The 22,893-nt window shown below is 54.5% G+C and carries 26 protein-coding genes; 9 read left to right on the top strand and 17 right to left on the bottom strand.

Annotated features, from left to right (window positions below):
• Positions 1 to 85: 85 nt before the first annotated feature.
• The 4 genes from MY052_RS03905 to mutY form a co-directional block, all read right to left on the bottom strand.
• Complete coding sequence (locus MY052_RS03905) at positions 86 to 1,342, bottom strand: nucleoside permease (protein ID WP_123652540.1); 1,257 nt, start codon at positions 1,340 to 1,342, stop codon at positions 86 to 88.
• A gap of 240 nt (positions 1,343 to 1,582) precedes the next feature.
• Positions 1,583 to 2,662: a membrane-bound lytic murein transglycosylase MltC gene (gene mltC, locus MY052_RS03910; protein WP_248538236.1), complete on the bottom strand. Its 1,080-nt coding sequence runs from the start codon at positions 2,660 to 2,662 to the stop codon at positions 1,583 to 1,585.
• A 47-nt stretch (positions 2,663 to 2,709) separates the two neighbouring features.
• Complete coding sequence (locus MY052_RS03915) at positions 2,710 to 2,985, bottom strand: oxidative damage protection protein (protein ID WP_035892037.1); 276 nt, start codon at positions 2,983 to 2,985, stop codon at positions 2,710 to 2,712.
• A 26-nt stretch (positions 2,986 to 3,011) separates the two neighbouring features.
• Entirely contained in the window at positions 3,012 to 4,064 is a 1,053-nt protein-coding gene (gene mutY, locus MY052_RS03920) for an A/G-specific adenine glycosylase (protein WP_035892036.1), read from the bottom strand.
• Positions 4,065 to 4,220: 156 nt separating this feature from the next.
• Here mutY and trmB point away from each other — a divergent pair, with 156 nt between their 5' ends.
• From trmB to MY052_RS03935, 3 genes are read left to right on the top strand one after another with little or no spacing between them, the layout of a single operon-like run.
• Positions 4,221 to 4,940, top strand: a complete 720-nt coding sequence (gene trmB, locus MY052_RS03925; protein WP_248538237.1) for a tRNA (guanosine(46)-N7)-methyltransferase TrmB — start codon at positions 4,221 to 4,223, stop codon at positions 4,938 to 4,940.
• Between the two features lies 1 nt (position 4,941).
• A complete protein-coding gene (locus tag MY052_RS03930; RefSeq protein ID WP_035892034.1) occupies positions 4,942 to 5,268 on the top strand; it encodes a YggL family protein in 327 nt (108 codons plus the stop codon).
• 52 nt (positions 5,269 to 5,320) lie between these two features.
• Positions 5,321 to 6,040, top strand: coding sequence for a YggN family protein (locus MY052_RS03935; RefSeq protein ID WP_035892033.1), 720 nt, complete (start codon positions 5,321 to 5,323; stop codon positions 6,038 to 6,040).
• A 141-nt stretch (positions 6,041 to 6,181) separates the two neighbouring features.
• Here MY052_RS03935 and hemW read toward each other — a convergent pair whose 3' ends face one another.
• Genes hemW through MY052_RS03960 form a run of 5 tightly spaced genes read right to left on the bottom strand, consistent with a single transcriptional unit; the run spans position 6,182 to position 9,489 of the window.
• Positions 6,182 to 7,318, bottom strand: coding sequence for a radical SAM family heme chaperone HemW (gene hemW, locus MY052_RS03940; RefSeq protein ID WP_248538238.1), 1,137 nt, complete (start codon positions 7,316 to 7,318; stop codon positions 6,182 to 6,184).
• Entirely contained in the window at positions 7,311 to 7,904 is a 594-nt protein-coding gene (locus tag MY052_RS03945) for an XTP/dITP diphosphatase (RefSeq protein ID WP_248538239.1), read from the bottom strand. The genes hemW and MY052_RS03945 overlap by 8 nt, the downstream gene beginning before the upstream one ends.
• An 8-nt stretch (positions 7,905 to 7,912) precedes the next feature.
• On the bottom strand, positions 7,913 to 8,203 hold the full coding sequence (yggU, locus tag MY052_RS03950) for a DUF167 family protein YggU (RefSeq protein ID WP_035892030.1): 291 nt from the start codon (positions 8,201 to 8,203) through the stop codon (positions 7,913 to 7,915).
• Positions 8,200 to 8,766: a YggT family protein gene (locus MY052_RS03955; protein ID WP_035892029.1), complete on the bottom strand. Its 567-nt coding sequence runs from the start codon at positions 8,764 to 8,766 to the stop codon at positions 8,200 to 8,202. The genes yggU and MY052_RS03955 overlap by 4 nt, the downstream gene beginning before the upstream one ends.
• Before the next feature lie 18 nt (positions 8,767 to 8,784).
• On the bottom strand, positions 8,785 to 9,489 hold the full coding sequence (locus MY052_RS03960; protein WP_123652548.1) for a YggS family pyridoxal phosphate-dependent enzyme: 705 nt from the start codon (positions 9,487 to 9,489) through the stop codon (positions 8,785 to 8,787).
• Positions 9,490 to 9,505: 16 nt separating this feature from the next.
• Here MY052_RS03960 and MY052_RS03965 point away from each other — a divergent pair, with 16 nt between their 5' ends.
• Positions 9,506 to 10,486: a type IV pilus twitching motility protein PilT gene (locus MY052_RS03965; RefSeq protein WP_248538240.1), complete on the top strand. Its 981-nt coding sequence runs from the start codon at positions 9,506 to 9,508 to the stop codon at positions 10,484 to 10,486.
• A gap of 523 nt (positions 10,487 to 11,009) precedes the next feature.
• Positions 11,010 to 11,663, top strand: coding sequence for a LuxR C-terminal-related transcriptional regulator (locus MY052_RS03970; protein WP_035892026.1), 654 nt, complete (start codon positions 11,010 to 11,012; stop codon positions 11,661 to 11,663).
• Positions 11,664 to 11,764: 101 nt separating this feature from the next.
• On the opposite strand, the gene ruvX is transcribed toward MY052_RS03970, so the two are convergent.
• The 8 genes from ruvX to metK all read right to left on the bottom strand — a co-directional run bounded on the left by ruvX (position 11,765) and on the right by metK (position 18,981).
• Positions 11,765 to 12,184: a Holliday junction resolvase RuvX gene (gene ruvX, locus MY052_RS03975; protein WP_035892025.1), complete on the bottom strand. Its 420-nt coding sequence runs from the start codon at positions 12,182 to 12,184 to the stop codon at positions 11,765 to 11,767.
• A complete protein-coding gene (locus MY052_RS03980; protein ID WP_248538241.1) occupies positions 12,184 to 12,747 on the bottom strand; it encodes a YqgE/AlgH family protein in 564 nt (187 codons plus the stop codon). Before MY052_RS03980 ends, ruvX begins: the two co-directional genes overlap by 1 nt.
• 145 nt (positions 12,748 to 12,892) lie before the next feature.
• Positions 12,893 to 13,840: a glutathione synthase gene (gshB, locus tag MY052_RS03985; RefSeq protein ID WP_035892023.1), complete on the bottom strand. Its 948-nt coding sequence runs from the start codon at positions 13,838 to 13,840 to the stop codon at positions 12,893 to 12,895.
• A gap of 12 nt (positions 13,841 to 13,852) precedes the next feature.
• Positions 13,853 to 14,584, bottom strand: a complete 732-nt coding sequence (gene rsmE / locus MY052_RS03990; protein WP_123652550.1) for a 16S rRNA (uracil(1498)-N(3))-methyltransferase — start codon at positions 14,582 to 14,584, stop codon at positions 13,853 to 13,855.
• Between the two features lie 78 nt (positions 14,585 to 14,662).
• Positions 14,663 to 15,370 carry a deoxyribonuclease I gene (gene endA / locus MY052_RS03995; protein WP_064542663.1) on the bottom strand — a complete coding sequence of 236 codons (708 nt, stop codon included), beginning with the start codon at positions 15,368 to 15,370 and terminating at the stop codon, positions 14,663 to 14,665.
• 94 nt (positions 15,371 to 15,464) lie between these two features.
• Positions 15,465 to 15,965, bottom strand: coding sequence for a SprT family zinc-dependent metalloprotease (locus tag MY052_RS04000; protein WP_072011338.1), 501 nt, complete (start codon positions 15,963 to 15,965; stop codon positions 15,465 to 15,467).
• 77 nt (positions 15,966 to 16,042) lie between these two features.
• Entirely contained in the window at positions 16,043 to 17,437 is a 1,395-nt protein-coding gene (locus tag MY052_RS04005; protein WP_035892019.1) for a sugar porter family MFS transporter, read from the bottom strand.
• A 389-nt stretch (positions 17,438 to 17,826) separates the two neighbouring features.
• Positions 17,827 to 18,981, bottom strand: coding sequence for a methionine adenosyltransferase (gene metK, locus MY052_RS04010; RefSeq protein ID WP_035892018.1), 1,155 nt, complete (start codon positions 18,979 to 18,981; stop codon positions 17,827 to 17,829).
• Positions 18,982 to 19,443: 462 nt separating this feature from the next.
• Here metK and MY052_RS24240 point away from each other — a divergent pair, with 462 nt between their 5' ends.
• From MY052_RS24240 to speB, 4 genes are all read left to right on the top strand, one after another.
• A complete protein-coding gene (locus MY052_RS24240) occupies positions 19,444 to 19,533 on the top strand; it encodes a hypothetical protein (RefSeq protein ID WP_420828637.1) in 90 nt (29 codons plus the stop codon).
• Positions 19,534 to 19,629: 96 nt separating this feature from the next.
• Positions 19,630 to 19,761 (top strand): acid stress response protein YqgB, encoded by a 132-nt coding sequence (gene yqgB, locus MY052_RS04015; RefSeq protein WP_147281523.1) that lies wholly within the window; start codon positions 19,630 to 19,632, stop codon positions 19,759 to 19,761.
• A gap of 8 nt (positions 19,762 to 19,769) precedes the next feature.
• Positions 19,770 to 21,746 (top strand): biosynthetic arginine decarboxylase, encoded by a 1,977-nt coding sequence (speA, locus tag MY052_RS04020; protein WP_072011337.1) that lies wholly within the window; start codon positions 19,770 to 19,772, stop codon positions 21,744 to 21,746.
• Between the two features lie 216 nt (positions 21,747 to 21,962).
• Positions 21,963 to 22,883 (top strand): agmatinase, encoded by a 921-nt coding sequence (speB, locus tag MY052_RS04025; protein ID WP_123652553.1) that lies wholly within the window; start codon positions 21,963 to 21,965, stop codon positions 22,881 to 22,883.
• Positions 22,884 to 22,893: the final 10 nt, after the last annotated feature.

Raw genomic sequence — 22,893 nt, forward strand, 5'->3', positions numbered from 1 at the left:
AGCCCGGCCGAGCGAAGCGACGCCGGGAGGCTCGGAGCCTGAACCCGGCGTCGCTTCGCTCGGCCGGGCTACGTTGGTGGGAAACTTAGTGGGCAACCGTCTGTACACCGGCAGGCGTACGTTCATGTTTGTATTTGAACAGCCCAACAAACGCCACCGCCAGAACCAGAGAGTACCCGGCGAAAATTAACCACACGCTCTGCCAGTCGGTAATGCCGTCCACGGTATACATCTCAACAACCTTCCCGCTCGCCATGCCGCCGAGGATACAGCCGAAGCCGTTGGTCATCATCAGGAACATACCCTGCGCACTGGCGCGAATTTCCGGGCGAACTTCTTTCTCTACGAACACCGAACCGGAGATGTTGAAGAAGTCGAAGGCGCAGCCGTAAACAATCATCGACAGAACCAGCAGCACGGTGCCGAACGGCGTTGGGTCGCCGTAGGCGAACAGACCGAAGCGCAGCATCCACGCGAAGATACTAATCAGCATCACGTTCTTGATGCCGTAACGGCTTAAGAAGAACGGAATGGTAAGGATGAACAGGGTTTCGGAAATCTGCGAAATCGACATCATCACCGACGCGTGCTGTACGATAAAGCTGGTGGCAAACAGCGGGTCTTTATCGAAGCTGTGCAGGAAGGTGTTGCCGAACATGTTGGTGATTTGCAGCTCTGCGCCCAGCATCATGGAGAAGATAAAGAAAATCGCCATGCGCTTATTTTTAAACAGCGCGAATGCATCCAGCCCCAGCATGCTGCTCCAGCTCTGTTTCTGCTGCTGGTTAGAAACCGGAATATGCGGCAGGGTCAGGGTAAACAGCACCAGCACGACCGACAGCGCAGCACCGATGTACAGCTGCATATGGCTCAGTTCGAAGCCGGAGAAGCTCACGGCCCACATCGCCAGAATAAAGCCGATGGTGCCCCAGATACGAATCGGTGGGAAATCGTTAACGATATCCATACCGGCCGTTTTCAGGCGGTAGTAAGAGATGGTGTTAATCAGGCCCAGCGTTGGCATATAGGCCAGCGAGTTGAGCAGAATTACGAAGAACATCGCCCCCGGCGTGGTGACTTCGGCCGCCATAAACAGCGTACCGGCCCCGACCAGGTGGCAGAAGGCGTAAACCCATTTGGCGCTGATCCACTTATCCGCCACGATGCCGAGCAGCGTTGGCATAAAGACGGCAGCGATACCGAGGGAACTATAAACAGCGCCGATAGCTGCGCCGTCGAATTTAAGCGTGACAAACATGTATGAGCCGAGCGTGGTGAGCCAGCTCCCCCAAAGACAGAACTGCAGGAACGACAGTATCTTAAGCTGCAGCTTTAAATTCATGTTACTTTCCTCACAAAATTTGGCGTGGTGTGTTGCTTGGATAACATTCAGAGGCGTTATTTGCGCTGATTCTATCAACGTGGATGGTGAGACATTGTTAAGCGCCGCATAATGTTGCAATTATTTTTACTTTGCAAAACGATTTAGTGACAAAAGTAACATTTTTATGAAGAAGGACGATGGGGATACGCTCTCATCCCGGTGGATTCGGGATGAGAGCGCTGGAGCGTGTGAAAATAATTACTTACGACGATAGCTCTTCTGCGCGGTATTCACCTTGTACAGATAGCGGCGTGATTCAGCAGACGGATGGCGAGTGGTCAGGGTCTGGTAAACGTCGCCTGGTGCCATGCTGTTGATAATATTCGCCGCCTGAACCTTATCGTTGGAGAAGACGCGCAGCACGCTACCCGCGCCGCCGTTATAGGCGGTGATCACCGCATAGCGACGTGACGTTGGGTTACTGATACCGCCCAGATAGACATTGCTCAGCATCGCCAGATAGGCAGTACCGGTGTCGATGTTGCTGGCCGGATCGAACAGGAAGCTACGGCTCGGCGTGCCGGATTTCCCCTGCGAACGGAACACATCTTTCCCGGCGGTATGCTGCACCACCTGCATCAGCCCCATCGCGTCGGAACGGCTGACCGCATACGGGTTGAAGGAAGATTCGGTCTGCATAATCGCCAGAATTAACGACTCGTCGACGCCGTATTTACGGGACGCCTGACGCACCATGCCCAGATATTTATGCGCACGCTTATCAAGGTGGTTTGGCACCAGATTAATGGTCACACTGTAGATAATGTGCAGGCCGCTGGTGCGTTTTTTCATCCGCGTTTGCAGCAGATAGTCGGCAAAGCGCTCGGCGCGCCACTGCCAGCGAATGGCTTCGCCGGTGTTATCGACAACCTGTCCGTAGAGGAACGGCTCTTTGGAAATCTGAATGTCGTCGGCGTCGGAGTACAGGTCGACCGAGCCTGGATCGTCGCCCATTAATAGCGTGGTGATGATGGCCTGACGCAGACGAGCTGCGGGGTCGGTGCCAGCGATGGTTTCAACGGTGATGGTACCGGCGTCGAAGTTGATGTGGCTACGAGTTTGATAGCCGTCGGAATACTTAACGTAGTCCTTCGGCCCTGCAATCAGAACTTCGTTGAAGCCCCAAATGTTTTCAATGTTATGGGCGAACTGCCCCATCAGAATGTCAAAACCGTTGGTGTCTTTTACCCACGCCTCGTTATAGGTATCGCCTTTCTTATTCGAGGAACAGGAGACCAGCAACGGCGCTATCAGTGCCAGAGCGAGTAATTTTTTCATTATTCCGGGAGCGCGTGTTGTGGTTGTCTTAAAGGCCCGTCGGGCCCTTACTGTTTTTCAGGCGGCGTGTAGCCTTCAATGTGCACATCTTTGCCCTCAAACAGGAAATTGATCATTTCCTCTTCCAGAAGCTTACGGTGCTCCAGGTTCATCATGTTCAGTTTCTTTTCATTGATGAGCATGGTCTGCTTCTGCTGCCACTGTTTCCAAGCTTCTTTCGAGATCTCGTTATAGATACGCTTACCCAGGTCGCCCGGATAGAGCTGGAAATCCTGTCCTTCGGCATCGCGCTGCAGGAAAGTACAAAAAATGGTTCTGCTCATAATCAATCCTCTTATGACGCCGCTCGCTAAACGAGTGAATCGGCGCGTAACTGCTGCAACAGGCGCTCAACCGGTGCAGCCAGCCCAACGACGGGCGGCTGCGCTAAGTTATACCAGAGAGCGCTGCCTTCATCCATGCATGACGTGAATGAGGACACAGTAAGCCACATTGGCACAATGTCCAGATGGAAATGGCTGAAAGTGTGGCGGAAAGCGGTAAGCTGGGTCAGCGTGTCGGCAGGGATGTGCCGTGCCTCCAGCCAGTCTCGCAGCGCCTCTTCGGTTTCAAACTGCGGGAAACAGTATAGACCGCCCCACAGCCCGCTGGGCGGACGCTGCTGCAGAAAGACGTCGCGGTCGTTTTGCATCATCAGGAAATAGCCGGTACGTTCCGGGATGGTCTGCTTAGGTTTTTTGCCCGGATACTGCGCCCAACTGCTATTCGCTGTGGCGACGCAGCCGTTCTCCAGCGGGCAGAGTGAACACTTCGGCTTAGAGCGGGTGCAGACCATCGCGCCGAGATCCATCATCGCCTGATTAAAGCGCGACACGCCAATCGCGGGCGTCACTTGTTCGCTGATATCCCACAGCTTTTTCTCAACGTCTTTTTTACCCGGCCAGCCGCCCACGGCGTAGCAGCGTGCCAGCACGCGCTTCACGTTGCCGTCGAGAATCGGGAAATGTTTGCCGAGTGACAGCGACAAAATCGCCCCGGCGGTGGAGCGTCCAACGCCCGGCAGCGCGGCCACTTCATCGAAGGTTTCCGGGAAGCGCCCCTGATGAAGCGTAGCGACCTGCTGCGCGGCTTTATGCAGATTACGTGCGCGGGCGTAGTAGCCGAGCCCGGTCCACAGGTGCAGCACATCGTCGAGCGGCGCGTTGGCGAGATCGGTTACGGTTGGAAAACGTGCCATAAACCGTTCAAAGTAAGGAATGACGGTGGTAACCTGCGTTTGTTGCAGCATTACCTCAGACAGCCATACTTTGTAAGGCGTCTTTTCAATTTGCCAGGGCAGGGTTTTACGCCCGTATTTGTCGTACCAGTCCAGCACCTGGGCTGAAAATTGAGACGCTTGCATGGTCAAAGCTGAGCTTCCAGTATCGTACTATTAGGGGGCCAGATTGCAGCACAGCGGTACTATGCTGTAAACAGGAACTTTCCGGTGCTTGCATCCGGCAACTAACTTTGGATAATGCCCGTTTCCCGAACACTCTCACAAGCAGACTTAATTTTTATGAAGAACGACGTCATTTCACCGGATTTTGATGAAAACGGCCGCCCACTGCGCCGCATTCGTAGTTTTGTTCGTCGCCAGGGGCGACTGACAAAAGGGCAGGAACACGCGCTGGAAAACTATTGGCCGGTGATGGGCGTTGAATTCAGCGAAGAGCCTGTCGACTTCGCCGCCCTGTTTGGCCGCGAAGCGCCAGTCACGCTGGAGATTGGTTTTGGGATGGGCGCTTCGCTGGTGGCAATGGCCAAAGCGCGTCCGGAGCAGAACTTCCTCGGTATTGAAGTGCACTCACCGGGCGTGGGCGCATGCCTGGCATCCGCGCATGAAGATGGCGTCGATAACCTGCGCGTAATGTGCCACGATGCGGTCGAAGTGCTGCACAAGATGATCCCGGACAACTCCCTGAACATGGTGCAGCTCTTTTTCCCTGACCCATGGCACAAAGCGCGTCATAATAAACGCCGTATCGTTCAGGTACCTTTTGCCGAGCTGGTAAAAAGCAAACTGAAGCTGGGCGGCGTGTTCCACATGGCAACCGACTGGGAAGCCTATGCGGAACACATGCTGGAAGTGATGTCCTCCATTGACGGATATCAGAACCTGTCTGAAAGTAAAGACTATGTACCGCGCCCGGAATCACGCCCGGTAACCAAATTTGAACAGCGTGGCCATCGTCTTGGCCACGGCGTATGGGACTTAATGTTCGAGAGGGTGAAATAAAATGGCAAAGAATCGTAGCCGTCGTTTGCGTAAAAAAATGCACATCGATGAGTTTCAGGAAATTGGCTTCTCCGTTGCATGGCGTTTCCCGGAAGGCACCAGCGCAGAGCAGATCGATCAGGAAGTCGACCGGTTTATCGATGAAGTGATCGAGCCGAACAAACTGGCCTTTGACGGCAGCGGCTATCTGGCTTGGGAAGGTCTGATTTGCACCCAGGAAATCGGTAAATGCACCGAAGAACACCAGGCTCTGGTCCGCAAATGGCTGGAAGACCGTAAGTACGAAGAGGTCCGCACCAGCGAACTTTTCGACGTTTGGTGGGACTAATAAAGCATACGGGGCCAGCATTCGCTGGCCCGATTTGTTTTGAGGGAAAGTGATGATGCGCAAAACGCTGCTGACGGCAGTTTTAACCTTCACGGCGATGTCCGCCCATGCTGACTACCAGTGCAGCGTAACCCCCCGCGATGACGTCGTTCTTAGCCCGAAAACCGTGCAGGTGAAAGGCGAAAACGGCAACCTGGTGATTACCCCAACCGGCGATGTGACCTACAACGGTAAGGTCTACACGCTGAGTGCCGCCCAGCGCGAGCAGGCGAAAGACTACCAGAGTGAACTGCGTAGCGCGCTGCCGTGGATTGACGACGGGGCTCGCAGCCGGGTTGAAAAAGGCCGCGTGGCGCTGGATAAAATCATCGCCAAAGAAGTGGGCGAGAGCAGCAATATGCGTGGTCGTCTGACCAAGCTTGATGCTCAGCTCAAAGAACAGATGAACCGTATTATTGAACACCGCACCGACGGTCTGACCTTCCACTACAAAGCTATCGACGAAGTTCGCGCCGATGGCCAGCAGCTGGTGAACCAGGCGATGGGCGGTATTCTCCAGGACAGTATCAACGAAATGGGCGCCAAGGCCGTGCTGAAAGGCGGCGGTAACCCGCTTCAGGGCGTGCTGGGGAGCTTAGGTGGTCTGCAAACGGCCATTCAGAACGAATGGAAAAACCAGGAAGCTGATTTCCAGGCTTTCGGTAAAGACGTTTGTGGGCGCGTGGTGTCGCTGGAAGAGAGCCGCAAGGCGCTGGTGGGTACGCTTAAGTAACTTGACCGGACCCGCATGGTAGGCCGGATAAGGCAACGCTGCCATCCGGCAATCAGCATCGAACTGCCTGATGGCGCTGCGCTTATCAGGCCTACCGTTACACCGTAGCCCGGCCAAGCGAAGCGCCGCCGGGATTACCAACTACTCGCTTAAAAACAGCTCCAGCAGCGAGTTCAAAAACAGCTTACCGTGCTCGGTAATCTGCCAGTACTCCTCGCACTCGGTCAGGTAACTCTGCGCCAGCGCTTCATCAAGCTGCGGGCGGATTACGCTTTCATCGAGTCCGGTGTAGGCGCTGAACTCCGCGCGTGGGGCTGGCTCCAGCAGGCGAAAACGGTTCATAAAGAACTCGAACGGTTTATCCGCGTTTTCGACGTCATGCTGACGTTCCAGGTAACGCCCTTCCATATAGCCGCGCGGGTGACGAGTCTTCGCCGTACGCAGAATGCGCCCGTCCGGGAAGGTTACCTTACCGTGTGCGCCGCAGCCGATACCGAGATAGTCACCAAAGCGCCAGTAGTTGAGATTGTGCTGGCACTGATAGCCTGGTTTAGCGTAGGCCGAGGTTTCATACTGCTGATAGCCTGCGGCGGTCAGAAGCTGATGGCCCTGCTCGAAGATATCCCACAGCGAGTCGTCGTCCGGCAATACCGGTGGGCGAGAGCCGAACAGCGTATTTGGCTCAATGGTCAGCTGATACCAGGAGAGGTGCGGCGGCGAAAGCTCAATGGCCTGACGCAGGTCGCTCAGCGCCTCTTCCAGCGATTGATCCGGCAGCCCATGCATCAGGTCGAGGTTGAAGCTGCGTAGCCCCAGCCCGCTTGCCAGACGCGCGGCGCGCTTAGCCTCTTCCGGCCCGTGAATACGCCCCAGCCGCTGCAGCTTGCTGTCGCTGAAGCTCTGCACGCCGATGGAGATGCGGTTCACCCCCGCGCGCTGATACTCCACAAAGCGGTCTGCTTCGACGGTACCAGGGTTGGCTTCCATGGTGATTTCCGCGTCGCTCGCCAGATTCAGGCGCGAACGCACGCCGTCGAGCAAGGTCTGCATCGCCGGGCCTGAAAGCAGGCTCGGCGTACCGCCACCGATAAAGATGGTCTTCACTTCACGTCCCTGTGCCCAGGCGGCATCGGCGTCTAAATCGCTCAGCAGATGCTGGACGTAGTCGTCGTGCGGCACTTCACCCTTGAGCGCGTGCGAGTTGAAATCGCAGTACGGGCATTTCTGCACGCACCACGGGATATGAATGTAGAGACTCAGCGGAGGCAGATTAACCATTACGCATGGCTTCCAGTAACAGCTTCAGCGCCTGACCGCGGTGAGAGATAGCAATCTTCTCTTCGCGCGTGAGTTCGGCAGCGGTTTTCCCTTCCGACGGCACGAAGAAGATGGGATCGTAGCCAAAGCCGCCGGTGCCTACCGCTGCGCGAGTAATCACGCCTGGCCAGCTACCGTGGCACACCAGTGGGGTTGGGTCTTCCGCGTGGCGCATATACACCAGCACGCAATGAAACTGCGCCTGACGCTGGTCGTCCGGTACGTCTTTCAGCGTCTCCAGCAGTTTTTCCAGGTTTTGCTGGTCGCTGGCATCCATGCCGGAATAGCGGGCGGAATAGATACCCGGCGCGCCGCCAAGCACGTCAACGGCGAGGCCGGAGTCATCGGCAATTGCCGGCAGGCCCGTCACCTGTGCGGCATGGCGCGCTTTGAGGATTGCATTCTCAATAAAGGTCAGCCCGGTCTCCTCGGCGGATTCTACGCCAAGCTCGGTCTGGGCAACGATATCAAGACCAAAATCAGCGAGCAGCGAGGCAAGCTCGCGCACTTTACCGGCGTTACCGGTAGCGAGGACAACTTTTTGCATGGGATATCCTAATTTGTCAGGGCAGCGATGCCCGAAGGAATGTTTTGCGGATGAATAATTTTAACCTGTTTATGCCGCCCCAGTTCACCTTTCTCAATGATGACCTGGCTTTTGGCGACCTTAAACTGTTTGGCGAGAAACTTCACCAGATGGGCATTGGCCTGCCCATCAACGGGTGGGGCGGTGATGGCGACTTTTAATTCGTCGCCATGCTCCCCGACAATCGCGTCACGGCTGGCCTTTGGCTGAATATACAGCCGCAGTACCAGCCCGTCATCACAAGGAGTGATGGCACTCATAGCGCCATCCACAGCCCTGGCAGCAGCATATTGCCGGTCGCCTGCAGCACTTCAGCGATGCCCATATTGGCAGCGTACAGCAGCAGCACCAGTATCATTGGGGAGAAATCGATGCCTCCCATGGACGGCAGCAGTCGGCGGATAGGGCGCAGTAGCGGGTCGGCCAACTGCATCAGCACGAACTCCACCGGGCTACGGCCCTGGCTGACCCAGCTCATGATGGCCATCAGCAGCAGAACCCAGAAGATGAGCAGGCCGATGGTTTTCAGCAGAATCAGCACCGCCGAGATCCAGATGATCGGCTGGAAGGTGATGACCATAAACAGCACGATGGCCTTGATAACGCACAGGATAAACGCCAGCAGCAGCGAAGCGCTGTCCAGCGGCCCCATAGGTGGAATGATGCGGCGCAGTGGGCCAACGATAGGCTGAGTTATCTTCACCACGAACTGCGAGAACGGGTTGTAAAAATCACAGCGCGCCCACTGCATCCAGACGCGCAGCAGTAGCACCATTGTGTACAGTTCAATAACTGTCGAGAGCAGGAAGGTCAACGTCTTCATGGCGTTCCTTGAGGTTCCTTATTTTTTTGTGTAATCACGCGCACCGAAAATGGCGGTGCCGATGCGTACCATTGTACTACCCGCCGCGATGGCGGCTTCCATATCGTCAGACATACCCAGAGATAATGTGTCGACGGTTGGGTAGTCTGCTTTCAGTCGCGCGAACGCGGCTGCCATCTGTTGAGCGACGGCAAGTTGCCGCTCGTACTCTGTTTCCGGAGCCGGAATGGCCATCAGGCCGCGCAGGCGGACGTTTGGCAGTGCGGCAATGTCGGCGGCCAGGGCATCCAGGGCATCCAACGGAATACCGGATTTGCTCTGCTCATCGCTGATGTTGATTTGAATCAGCACGTTAAGCGGTGGCATCTCTGGCGGACGTTGCTCGCTAAGACGTGTTGCTATCTTGAGGCGATCGACGGTGTGGCACCAGTCGAAATGCTCGGCAACCAGACGACTTTTGTTGGACTGCAACGGGCCGATAAAGTGCCATTGCAGTGAGGTAACGCCTTTTTCACGGAAGTGGAGGATCTTTTCCACCCCTTCCTGAACATAGTTTTCGCCAAATGCACGCTGCCCGGAGGCGACGGCTTCTTCGACCGCGCTCGCAGGTTTGGTTTTGCTCACTGCAAGCAGCGTAACTTCTTCTGAATCCCGACCGCAACGTGCTGCGGCCGCTGAGATTTTCTCCCTGACCTGTGCCAGGTTATGCGCAATATCGTTCATATGTGCTGGTGGGTCTATGGATATACAAGAAATGGTGTCGCTTAGTGTAAAGCATAACGTATCGGATCTACACCTATGTAGCAGCGGGATGGCACGCTGGCGCCAGGCCGGTCAGCTGTTAATTGCGCCATTTCCGTCGCCTGAGCCGCAAATACTGCTGGATGCATGGTTAAGTGAAACACAGCGGCGCGAGTGGCAGCAGCGCCAACAGCTTGATTTTGCGCTCTCCCTTGCCGGTTGCCCGGGCCTGAGGGCCAGCGCTTTTGCCCATAGCGGCGGGGTTTCATTGGTACTGCGGCTGTTATCAACACATTGTCCGAGTCTTGATGAACTGCACACGCCGGTAGCACTCGCGGAGTTACTGCGAGAAGAGAGCGGGCTGATTCTGGTGACGGGGTCCACCGGTAGCGGCAAATCAACCACGCTCGCCGCGATGGTTGATCACCTCAATCATCAGCTTGCCGGGCATATTTTAACGCTTGAAGACCCCGTCGAATTTCTGCATGAAAGCGGAAGCTGTTTGATACATCAGCGGGAAGTCGGCCTGCACACCTCCTCATTTTCCGAGGCGCTACGGGCAGCGCTACGTCAGGACCCCGATGTGATTCTACTGGGTGAGCTACGTGACAGCGACACCATCCGGCTTGCGCTAACGGCTGCGGAAACCGGGCATCTGGTGCTGGCAACGCTGCACACGCGAGGGGCTGCTCAGGCTATCGAACGGTTGATTGACGTGTTTCCCGCGCAGGAAAAAGATCCGGTGCGTAATCAACTGGCGAGCAGTTTATGCGCGGTGCTATCCCAAAAGCTGCAGTCGGATAAACACGGAGGGCGCGTCGCGCTGTTTGAAATGCTGATTAACACGCCGGCCGTCGGCAACCTGATTCGTGAAGGTAAGACGCATCAGCTTGCTGGCGTGATGCAAACCGGGTTACAGAGTGGGATGCAGACTTTTAGCCAGAGCTATCAACAAAGAGTAAAAGCCTGGATGCTATAACTTTGCGAAGGGAGTATAATTTTCACCCCGACTTCTGGTAGATAAATCTACTCTTATTCTGAAACATTTTCGCCTACCACAATATATACATTAATAATGTGATGCGTTTCTTATTTTTTGAAAGATACCACTTCATTAATTATGCGTAAAAATTGGTTTGTAAATATAATTATTTATACTGTTGCATGAATGTGTTTTTTTGTAATTTGCGAGTGATGGTTAACAAAACATTTTTCTAACGTCATACTATTTTTATTCTAATATGATGGTTTTATCTAATCCTTTAGGATGAGTTATTTGTAATGACCTAATTACATTATGTTGCGTAGGCTTACAAAAAAAGGTTGATATTCTTTTGACACTTCTTGGTTCTTCGTTCTATTCTATTTGGGTAATTAGGACTAATCTTATGAAATATTATTTCACTTCTTGATGTGTCCTTATTATTAATGGTATTAGGTTTACCTTTGCTTTGACTTATAAAACACCATGATGGTGGATATTGACTATGGAGAGTTTCAAAATGTTTGAAGTAACAGAGAGTGTATCTAATTCCCGCAAGATTATCCTAATCACCCATCCGTCAGTACAAGCAAACGCATTTGCCAACTACCTTGCTGAATTACTGTCCGTTTCTGTAGATGTCCACAACATCAACAAACCCCTGATGCAGCGCCTGAACAAAGGCACTGTGGTGCTGTTCGATATCGCGGTATCTAACAAGAAATTGAACGGTATCTGGCGTGATATTATTCGTACCCAGTTCGATTCTCCACGTCTGCTTATTATTAATAGCGCGCAGAAGTATGAATTATACGAAATGGCTCAATGGCCAGCATTGTACGGCGTTTTCCGTCACGACGACGAAGAATCGCGCTTAATTGAGGGCGTCAAAGCGGTCTTAAACGGCGAGCAGACGGCTGAATTGAGCGTGATGCACCCGGCGATGTATGCAGTTGAACATACAGAAGAAACTCATGACAGTGTTCCTCTGACCGAGCGTGAATGCGAAATTCTGAATGAATTACGTCATGGTGCGACCAATATGGATATTGCTCGCGCATTGTTCATCAGTGAAAATACCGTACGTACCCATCTGTATAATGTATTCCGCAAGCTCAGCGTGAAAAACAGAACCCAGGCGGTAAGCTGGGCGAACGAAAACCTGCGTCACTAATTCAGACATGACCGAAGGTTGTGAATACGCAGTTTGCGTATATCAACTTAGCGATGTCTAAAGGTCTGTTCCCGGGAATTCATTTCCCGGGGGCTGCCACGCTAGAAACCTTGGTCGAAATAACTTTCCAGAATCACCACCGCAGACGCTGAGTCGACGCTACCTTTATCCAGCGCGCGAAATCCCCCGTGTTCAAACAGCCCGGCACGTGCCTCAACGGTGCTTAATCTTTCGTCATGCAGCGTAATTGCGACGCCAAAGCGGCCGTGGATCTTGTTGGCAAAATTACGCGCGCGCGCGGTCAGCGGCTGCTCGGTACCGTCCATATTGAGCGGTAAACCGACGATCACCGTTTCCGGCTGCCATTCTTTGAGCAAACGAGCAATCAGGTTCCAGTCCGGCGTGCCGTCCTGCGCCTTCAGCGCTGCCAGCGGGCGTGCTGTGCCGGTAATGCGTTGCCCAATGGCTACGCCGATGCTGCGCGTGCCGAAATCAAAAGCCAGCAGTGTTCCACTACTCATTATGCGTGCCCCGCAGCGCCAGACATGGTCAGAATATTGATACCAATCAGCTTAGCCGCTTCTTTCCAGCGTTCGCCAATTGGCGTTTTAAACAGAATATTGAGATCCGCAGGCGCAGTCAGCCAGGCGTTATCGAGGATCTCTTGCTCCAGCTGTCCCTTCTCCCACGAGGCATAGCCCAGCGCCACCAATACGTCATTTGGCTGACGCTCAGTGCCCAGCGTCTCCAGCACGTCGCGTGAGGTGGTGACGATGGTATTGTCGGAGATGCGGATGCTTGAGTAGAACGATGCAGGCGGTGTGTGTAGAATAAAGCCACGATCTTCCGCCAGCGGGCCACCCAACATGACGGGTTTATCCAGCCGAATGGCAGGATCGCGCGGTTCAGCGGTGATCTTCAGCTTCTCGAGGATGCCATCGATCTGTAAATTTTCCAGAGGTTTATTAATGATGATACCCATCGCGCCATCGTCGTTGTATTCGCAGATGTAAACCACGGAACGGCGGAAGATAGGATCCTGAAGGGACGGCATAGCAATAAGGAAGTGATGCTGTAAATTCATTATCAGAGGTTCTTGTCCTGTTTCAATACGCAGCTATGCCCAGTATGCGGGGAAAGTACACGGCTGTCACCAGGCTTGCCCGTTTGTGGTGGGGCGAAAAACCTGATTGGCGGCGGGTTCCCTCCCGCCGTTTAAAGGCAATAGCTTATTTTTGCAGGCGTTTTTCAATCGCGTCCATCAGCATACCGGTGATAGAAATCGGATATTCTGCCTCGATTTCGCGCACGCAGGTTGGGCTGGTGACGTTAATTTCCGTCAGACGATCGCCGATGATGTCGAGGCCAACGAAGATAAGCCCTTTGGCTTTCAGCGTCGGGCCAACTTTGCGGGCAATGGCCCAGTCACTTTCGCTCAGCGGACGCGGCTCACCACGACCACCGGCAGCCAGGTTGCCGCGAGTTTCGCCGCCCTGCGGAATACGCGCCAGGCAGTAAGGCACCGGCTCGCCGTCGATGACCAGCACGCGCTTATCGCCGTCTTTGATGGCGGGCAGATAGTTCTGCGCCATGCAGTAGCGGCTGCCCAGTTCGGTCAGGGTCTCGGCGATAACGCCAATGTTCGGATCGCCTTCTTTCACGCGGAAAATAGAGGCGCCGCCCATGCCGTCCAGCGGCTTCATGATGATGTCGCCGTGCTTTTCCCAGAACGCTTTCAGCTGGGCTTTGTTGCGGGTCACCAGCGTTTCCGGCGTTAAGTCGGAGAACCAGGCGGTAAACAGCTTCTCGTTACAGTCGCGCAGGCTCTGTGGCTTGTTGACGATCAGCGTTCCTTTCTCTTCCGCGCGCTCCAGAATGTAGGTGGCGTAGATAAATTCGGTGTCGAACGGCGGATCTTTACGCATCAGGATAACGTCGAGGTCGGCGAGCTTAATATCCTGCTCGCTGCCGAACTCGTACCATTTATCGTAGTTCTGCTCAACGCTCAGAAGACGCGTACGGGCGTGGGATTCGCCGTTGATCAGATAAAGATCGTTCATCTCCATATAGTGGAGTTCATAGCCGCGACGCTGTGCTTCCAGCAGCATAGCGAAGCTGGTGTCTTTCTTGATGTTGATGCTTGCGATGGGATCCATCACGATGCCGAGCTTGATCATTATTGTTCTCCTTTAACCCAAATCACCAAAACGCACCTGCAGTGCGGTGATGGCGGTGAGTGCGGTAGTCTCTGTGCGCAAAACGCGAGGCCCCAACAGAATATCAGTAAACTGGTAGCGTGCGGTCATGGCAATTTCATCCGCCGACAGGCCGCCTTCTGGGCCAATCAGCAGGCGAACGCGTTCCACTGGTAGCGGCAGCGTGTTGATGCTGGCGCTGGCGCGCGGGTGCAGATTGAGCTTCAGCGCATCATCCTGCTCGGCGCACCACGCCTCGACGTCCATCGCCGGGCGAATTTCGGGAACCTGGTTGCGACCGCACTGCTCGCAGGCGGCAATCGCGATTTTTTGCCACTGCTGAATCTTCTTATTCAGACGCTCGGCATCCAGTTTAACGCCGCAGCGCTCGGAAAAAAGTGGCGTAATGAGGCTTACACCCAGTTCAATCGATTTCTGGATAGTAAATTCCATTTTATCGCCGCGCGACATCACCTGGCCTAAGTGAATATGGATAGGGGATTCGCGGTCATCGAGGGCGCTGCTCTGTATTTCAACCGTCACGTTCTTTTTACCGGCATCGGTGATAACGGCCTCAAAGACGTGATTGCTGCCGTCAAACAGCTGAATGGCCTGGCCTTTACCCATGCGCAAAACGCGCCCGACGTGATTCGCCGCATCTTCGCATAGGGCAACCTGCGTGCCGACGGTGAGTGATTCTGGGTGATAGATGCGAGGGATGCGCATAGTCTGAATTCCATCTGTGGCTACGCCCTCTCCGCCAGGAAGAGGGCAGGGCAAAATAACAATTGCCGCTAGTGTAGGTTAGCTCTTTTGCGCCTGGCAAGCCTGCAGCACATATGGATTATGGTTGCCCTGAATTTTGGCGATGCGCTGGTCGCGTTCGCACTCCCATTGGCTGACGGGATACATTTTGTCCCAGGCGTTGAACAGCTGGGTTTGCTGGCGGGAGAGCGTCAGCTGATAGCGGTCGCGCATATAGAAGTAGATACGGGCGATGGCGCCGCGTGAACGCTCCGGTGGCTCGGCAACTTTCTCTTTAAAGTCGACCTTCATCGCGCACTGGCCGTACTGGCCTTCGCCGCCGTTCCACTGCCCGTACATAAAGTTGCCGCGGTCACCATTCACCTCGCCGACGGCGGGCTGCAGGTTATGCATATCGCTCTCCATCTTGCGGTATTCTGGGTCTTTGGCACAGTTCTTCCTACCGCCATCCTGCCAGCACTGGCGCTGATGGCCGAACTGCCACGCAGGCACGACGTGCTCCCACTCGACGCGGCTGGCGCGGTTTTCATTTTTACGCACTTTATAGCCACAGGATTCCAGATCGATAACGCCTTTCTTACCCTGCCAGTTAATTTTACAGCCGCAGTAGAAATCGCCGGGAACGTCGCTATTCACTTTTACGCCCGCGCTTTTCGCCTGGGAAAAACTGTTAATACCCTCGGCTAGCGCCTGTCCAGAGAGTGCTGCCGCGACAAACGCCACGGCAAAAGACAAATTACGGTACATCACGAACTCCATCTCAAAACGAGCCCGCAACGTAACGAATGTGGTTGTCAGATGCAATCAGTCAGGTCAGAAAACTTCCAGATATTTCCGTTGGTTACATTTCGGCAACTAATGGTTCGCCGCAGTGGACGCAGCGATAGGTGGCTTCACCGCGCACCACGCGATTATGGCGGCGAACGGTGAGCTGATGCTGCTGGCAGCGGCAGCGATAGGGGAAAGTATTTTTGCGCACGGACTCCAGCTCGAACTGATGGGTACGACGCGCCGGTACGCCGAGCACGCTCTCCATCATCCACTTCCACTCTTTGCCGTGCGGCGCGACACGGCCAAAGTGCTTCCAGACCAGCAGGTGAGCCAGCTCGTGCGGTACCACTTCATCAATAAACGCCTGCTGATTTTCCTGTAGCAACACGGGATTGAGGCGAATTTCATACTGCTGAAGCCAGGCGGTGCCCGCAGAGGTGCCGCGCTGCTGATAGACAAGCTTCGGTTCTGGGTAGTTACGCCCCAGCGCCTGATTGGCCTGAGCGAGTTTTTCCCGCAGGCTGCGCATGACGTTTTGCTGGACGGCGATAGGAATTCGAGGGGTTTTCATAACGGCTGAGGATAGAGCGTGAAGCAAGGTGGTGCAAGAGGAAGCTTCCTCCCTGGCGGGAGGAAGCGGGATGAAGGTTAGTCGCGTGCGCCAATTTCGCGCAGCGGACGGCCCTGCATCAGGTTACGTTCAATGTGTTCCAGAGAGACGTTTTTGGTTTCTGGAATCAGCCACAGGGTCAGGAAGATGAACAGCACGTTCAGGCCGCCGTATACCCAGAAGGTGTTGGCGCTGCCGAGCGAGTTCAGCATGGTCAGGAAGGTGGCCCCGACAATCATGTTCGCAATCCAGTTAGTGGCGGTAGAGCAGGTGATACCGAAGTCGCGGCCTTTCAGCGGCTGAATTTCAGAGCACAGTACCCAAATCAGCGGACCGGCGCTCATGGCGAAGCCAACGATAAACATCAGCAGCATCAGCACGGCGAAGTACTGGGCAACGGCGGAGTGAATACCGATGTGCATCATCGAGCCCAGCACGCCCATACCAACGGCCATCACGATAAAGCCAAGGATAAGGGTTGGTTTACGGCCCCAGCGGTCAACCAGACCAATGGCGATGAAGGTGGCCAGTACGTTGGTCAGGCCAACGATAACGGTACCCCACATCTGTTCAGTGGTGTTGGTGTAGCCTGCCAGTTCGAAGATTTTTGGTGCGTAGTACATGATGACGTTCATACCGGTGAACTGTTGCATCACCTGCAGCAGTACGCCGAGGAACACTGCGCGACGGAAGTTGCTGTTCTCTTTGAACAGCGCCCAGCCGCTCTGTTTCACCTTCAGGCTTTCACGGATTTCATCCAGTTCACGTTTGGCTTCGGCGCTGGTATCACGCAGACGCATCAGCACGCGCTCGGCATCGTTAAAGCGACGTTTTGCCGCGAACCACCGCGGGCTGTCCGGCAGGAAGAATACGCCTATCAGCAGCAGTACCGCAGGGATGATGATAACGCCGAGCATCCAGCGCCATGCGCCGCTATAGCTGAACGCGGTGTCGGACAGGTACGCGCCGAGAATACCGATGGTGATCATCAGTTGGTACATGGAAATCATACTGCCGCGGATTTTCTCCGGCGCGATTTCAGACAAGTACAGCGGTGCGGTGTAGGAGGCCACACCGACAGCCAGACCGAGCAGTACGCGGGAAAGCAGCAGTACTTCAACGTTCGGCGCGGCGGCGGAGAACAGGGAACCGGCAACGAACAGGATCGCGCCGATCATCAGGCTTTTCTTACGGCCCAGCTTGAAGGAGAGCCAGCCGCTGCCGACTGCCCCTACCGCTGCGCCAAACATCATGGAACTGACCACCCACTCCTGCGTATGCGGGCTGAGTTGGAAATCGGTAGTAATAAAGGGCAATGCACCGGCAATAACGCCGATATCAAGGCCAAACAGCAGTCCGGCCAGCGCCGCTAAGAAGCAGACAAAGAAGGTCATTGTCTTGTTCGAGCGACCCTGTTTTTTATTGTTAGGCATGATGCTCTCCAATTGAGTCATTGATTCTATCGATGCTTAGGGTAGGAGAGTATGTAGTAAAAAAATGTGATTACAATCACGACTGTGTAATCGTTTACACTGCGGCTTAGGTTATGTTTTGGTTAAATTGTAATAAAATCATTAAGTTGATTGTGTTTCAGGTAAAATGAAAAACTCAATAATGAGACTTTACTGAAACATGACGCATTAATATGAAAAGGTGTTTCATGGCTTATGATAAAGGCTTGTGTGGCGCGGCGTCATTAATGTAATCGCTTTCACAAAATTGTGTGCAACTGTAAATTGTTACGTAAAAGGAATGACTCCAGGCCTACAACTGGCATAAAAAAAGCCAGCACAAGGCTGGCTTTTATCAAAACGGGTAAACCTTATTTCAGGCCAGCCGCTTCGCGCAGTTGAGCTGCTTTGTCGGTTTTTTCCCATGGGAAGGTTTCGCGACCAAAGTGACCGTAAGCCGCCGTTTCTTTGTAGATCGGGTGCAGCAGGTCCAGCATCTGAATCAGGCCGTATGGACGCAGGTCGAAGAACTCGCGAACCAGCAAAATCAGCTGCTCAGCAGGCACTTTCTCGGTACCGAAGGTTTCCACCATGATGGAAGTTGGTTCCGCCACGCCGATAGCGTAGGAAACCTGAATTTCACAGCGGTCAGCCAGGCCAGCGGCAACGATGTTTTTCGCCACATAGCGCGCTGCGTAAGCTGCAGAACGGTCAACTTTAGAAGGATCTTTACCGGAGAATGCACCGCCACCGTGACGAGCCATGCCGCCGTAGGTATCCACGATGATTTTACGACCGGTCAGGCCACAGTCACCCATTGGGCCGCCGATAACGAAACGACCGGTTGGGTTGATAAAGAATTTGGTCGACGCGTTCAGCCATTCAGTAGGCAGAACTGGCTTGATGATCTCTTCCATCACTGCTTCTTGCAGGGATTTCTGATCGATGCTTTCAGCGTGCTGGGTAGACAGAACCACCGCATCAATACCGACAACTTTACCGTCGTCGTACTGGAAGGTGACCTGGCTTTTCGCATCTGGACGCAGCCATGGCAGGGTGCCGTTTTTACGCACTTCAGCCTGACGCTGCACCAGACGGTGTGCGTAGGTGATTGGCGCTGGCATCAGCACATCGGTTTCGTTGGTCGCATAACCAAACATCAGACCCTGGTCGCCCGCACCCTGTTCCAGCGGATCGGCACGGTCAACGCCCTGGTTGATGTCCGGAGACTGCTTACCGATAGCGCTCAGTACGGCACAAGAATTGGCATCAAAGCCCATATCAGAATGCACATAGCCAATCTCGCGAACGGTTTTACGGGTGATCTCTTCGATATCGACCCATGCGCTAGTGGTGATTTCACCACCGACCAGCACCATACCGGTTTTGACGTAGGTTTCACACGCTACGCGCGCTTTTGGATCCTGCTCGAGGATGGCGTCCAGCACGGCGTCGGAAATTTGGTCAGCGATTTTGTCAGGATGCCCTTCAGATACAGACTCGGACGTGAAAAGGTGTTTTGCCATATTTAATATCACCCAATGAGAATTTGGTTAGCTCAAACTGTTGTCTTGAATAATCACGATGGAAGATTATACCACGGACTTGATGGTTGCCGTCACTGGCAGTCTGAGTGTTAATCGGTATAGATGGATTAACATCTGGACGGCTATTTTAGGTCACATCTTCACCTCATTGCCAGTTTTTTTTGAGATAGCTCGCATTCTGTTGCAGTGGCTAACGGAAATTTTTCCTGACACCGCTGGCAATGCGCGCATTTATATTTTGCATTTTAGGTGGGTTATCGGTATAAAACGCCGCGCGCGGCTCATACAAAAAAGCACACGTCATTTTTCGTGTTGCCACTTCCAGCCGGGCTAAGACTTTTGCTTTGGCTTGAGGTTCGTCTTTCGAGGCGGCCGTGGAGGTGATACGAGATAATGAACCGTTGTATTCTGCTGATTCTACCGTGCCGTCCTGGCGCGACTATGTTCCCCGCAACCCCCCATTCTGCTTTGCATACCAGCCGATGTTATACCCATTTCGGCGCTTCTCAGGACTCCAGAGCCGGTAGGTAACTGAAGACTGAACAAGGGCGCTCTTGTCAAAACAAGAGTTTTCTCGTGGTTTCTCTGAACCGTCATAATGTGTTCAGGTGCTTGTTTTATAATGATATGAATAAGAAACCGGTCGCACAGTCGGAGCGTCAGCATGTTCTGCTGCCTATTCGGGCTGTATATGGGTTGTTATCGCAACGTCACGCTGCGATAGTAGTTAACTGTTTTACACTTGTTATAAATAATTGAGGTTCGCTATGTCTGACGACATTTCATTCGATTCGCATTCGTCAGCAGGCGAACGCGGTGTACTACGTTCCATGCAGGAGGTTGCGATGAGCTCCCAGGAAGCCAGCAAAATGCTACGCACATACAACATTGCCTGGTGGGGCAATAACTACTACGACGTCAACGAGCTTGGCCACATCAGCGTCTGCCCGGACCCGGATGTACCAGAAGCGCGCGTTGACCTCGCCGAGTTGGTAAAAGCCCGTGAAGCGCAGGGGCAGCGTCTGCCTGCACTGTTCTGCTTCCCGCAGATCCTGCAGCATCGTCTGCGTTCGATTAACGCGGCGTTCAAACGCGCGCGTGAATCTTACGGCTACAACGGCGACTACTTTCTGGTTTACCCCATCAAAGTAAACCAGCATCGTCGCGTCATTGAATCGTTGATCCACTCCGGCGAACCGCTGGGTCTGGAAGCCGGTTCTAAAGCTGAATTGATGGCAGTGCTGGCGCACGCGGGCATGACCCGCAGCGTGATCGTCTGTAACGGCTATAAAGACCGCGAATACATTCGCCTGGCGCTGGTCGGCGAGAAGATGGGCCACAAGGTCTATCTGGTCATCGAAAAGATGTCCGAAATCGCCATCGTGCTGGAAGAAGCTGAACGTCTGAACGTGGTACCGCGCCTTGGCGTGCGTGCGCGTCTGGCCTCTCAGGGTTCCGGTAAATGGCAGTCTTCCGGCGGCGAAAAATCCAAGTTCGGCCTGGCGGCAAACCAGGTGCTGCAACTGGTGGAAATTCTGCGCGAGCGTGGTCGTCTGGACAGCATCCAGTTGCTGCACTTCCATCTCGGTTCGCAGATGGCGAACATTCGCGATATCGCCACCGGCGTGCGTGAATCCGCCCGTTTCTACGTTGAGCTGCACAAGCTTGGCGTGAACATTCAGTGCTTCGACGTGGGCGGCGGCCTGGGCGTGGACTACGAAGGTACCCGCTCGCAGTCCGACTGCTCTGTGAACTACGGCCTGAACGAATATGCCAACAACATCATCTGGGCGATTGGCGATGCGTGCGAAGAGCACGGCCTGCCGCACCCGACGGTGATTACCGAATCTGGTCGTGCGGTCACCGCGCACCACACGGTGCTGGTGTCTAACATCATCGGCGTTGAGCGTAGCGAACACACCGAAGCGACGCCGCCGGCAGCCGATGCGCCGCGCGCGCTGCAAAGCATGTGGGAAACCTGGCAGGAGATGCACGAGCCGGGCAACCGCCGCTCGCTGCGCGAATGGCTGCACGACAGCCAGATGGACCTGCACGATATTCACGTCGGCTACTCTTCAGGCACCTTTAGCCTGCATGAGCGCGCGTGGGCCGAGCAGCTTTATCTGAACATGTGCCATGAAGTGCAGAAACAGCTTGACCCGAGCAACCGCGCGCACCGTCCGATTATCGACGAACTCCAGGAACGTATGGCGGATAAGATTTACGTCAACTTCTCTCTGTTCCAGTCGATGCCGGATGCGTGGGGTATCGATCAGCTGTTCCCGGTGATGCCGCTGGAAGGGCTGAATCAGGCGCCGGAGCGCCGCGCGGTGCTGCTGGATATCACCTGTGACTCCGACGGTGCTATCGACCATTACGTTGACGGCGACGGGATTGCGACCACCATGCCAATGCCGGAATATGACCCAGAGAACCCGCCAATGCTGGGCTTCTTTATGGTGGGGGCGTATCAGGAGATCCTCGGCAACATGCACAACCTGTTCGGCGACACCGAAGCGGTTGACGTGTTTGTCTTCCCTGACGGCAGCGTGGAAGTTGAGCTGTCTGACGAAGGCGATACCGTGGCGGACATGCTGCAGTATGTACAGCTCGATCCAAACACCCTGCTGACGCAGTTCCGTGACCAGGTGAAAAACACCGATCTCGACGCTGAGCTGCAGCAGCAGTTCCTGGAAGAGTTTGAAGCCGGTTTGTACGGCTATACTTATCTGGAAGACGAGTAACGGTAATTGCCCGGTGGCGCTGCGCTTGCCGGGCCTACATCTGTAGGCCGGATAAGGCGAAGCCGCCATCCGGCATTGACGATGTCAGCTTGAATCCGTACAAAATAACGGCGATAATTTGCCACAAATATGCAGTTACCAAATCAATCCCTTCCTCGTCGGGCCTAACGACGCGGAGGGGATTTTTTTTACAGTAATTTTAAAAGAGGTCAGCACATGAGCACCTTAGGTCATCAATACGATAACTCCCTGGTTTCCAACGCGTTTGGTTTTCTTCGTCTGCCGATGAACTTCATGCCGTACGACAGCGACGCGGATTGGGTCATTACTGGCGTACCGTTTGATATGGCGACCTCAGGTCGTGCCGGTGGCCGTCACGGCCCGGCGGCCATTCGTCAGGTTTCCACTAACCTGGCCTGGGAGCACAACCGCTTCCCGTGGAACTTCGACATGCGCGAGCGCCTGAACGTGGTTGACTGCGGTGATCTGGTTTACGCTTTCGGCGACGCCCGTGAGATGAGTGAAAAACTGCAGGCGCACGCGGAAAAACTGCTGGCGGCTGGTAAGCGTATGCTCTCCTTCGGCGGCGACCACTTCGTCACGCTGCCGCTGCTGCGCGCGCACGCTAAGCACTTTGGCAAAATGGCGCTGGTGCACTTCGATGCCCACACCGACACCTACGCTAACGGCTGTGAATTTGACCACGGCACCATGTTCTTCACCGCGCCGAACGAAGGTCTGATCGACCCGAACCACTCCGTGCAGATTGGTATTCGTACCGAGTTCGACAAAGACAATGGCTTCACCGTGCTGGACGCTGGTCAGGTGAACGATCGCACCGTGGACGACATCATCGCGCAGGTTAAGCAGATCGTTGGCGATATGCCGGTCTACCTGACCTTTGACATCGACTGCCTGGATCCTGCGTTTGCACCGGGTACCGGTACGCCGGTGATCGGCGGTCTGACGTCCGATCGCGCCATTAAACTGGTTCGCGGCCTGAAGGATCTGAACATCGTTGGGATGGACGTGGTGGAAGTGGCTCCGGCCTATGACCAGTCCGAGATCACCGCACTGGCGGCGGCGACTCTGGCGCTGGAAATGCTCTACATCCAGGCAGCGAAGAAGGGCGAGTAAGACATTCGCG

It is taken from the genome of Kluyvera ascorbata (assembly GCF_023195735.1).
Classification (GTDB): Bacteria; Pseudomonadota; Gammaproteobacteria; order Enterobacterales; family Enterobacteriaceae; genus Kluyvera; species Kluyvera ascorbata.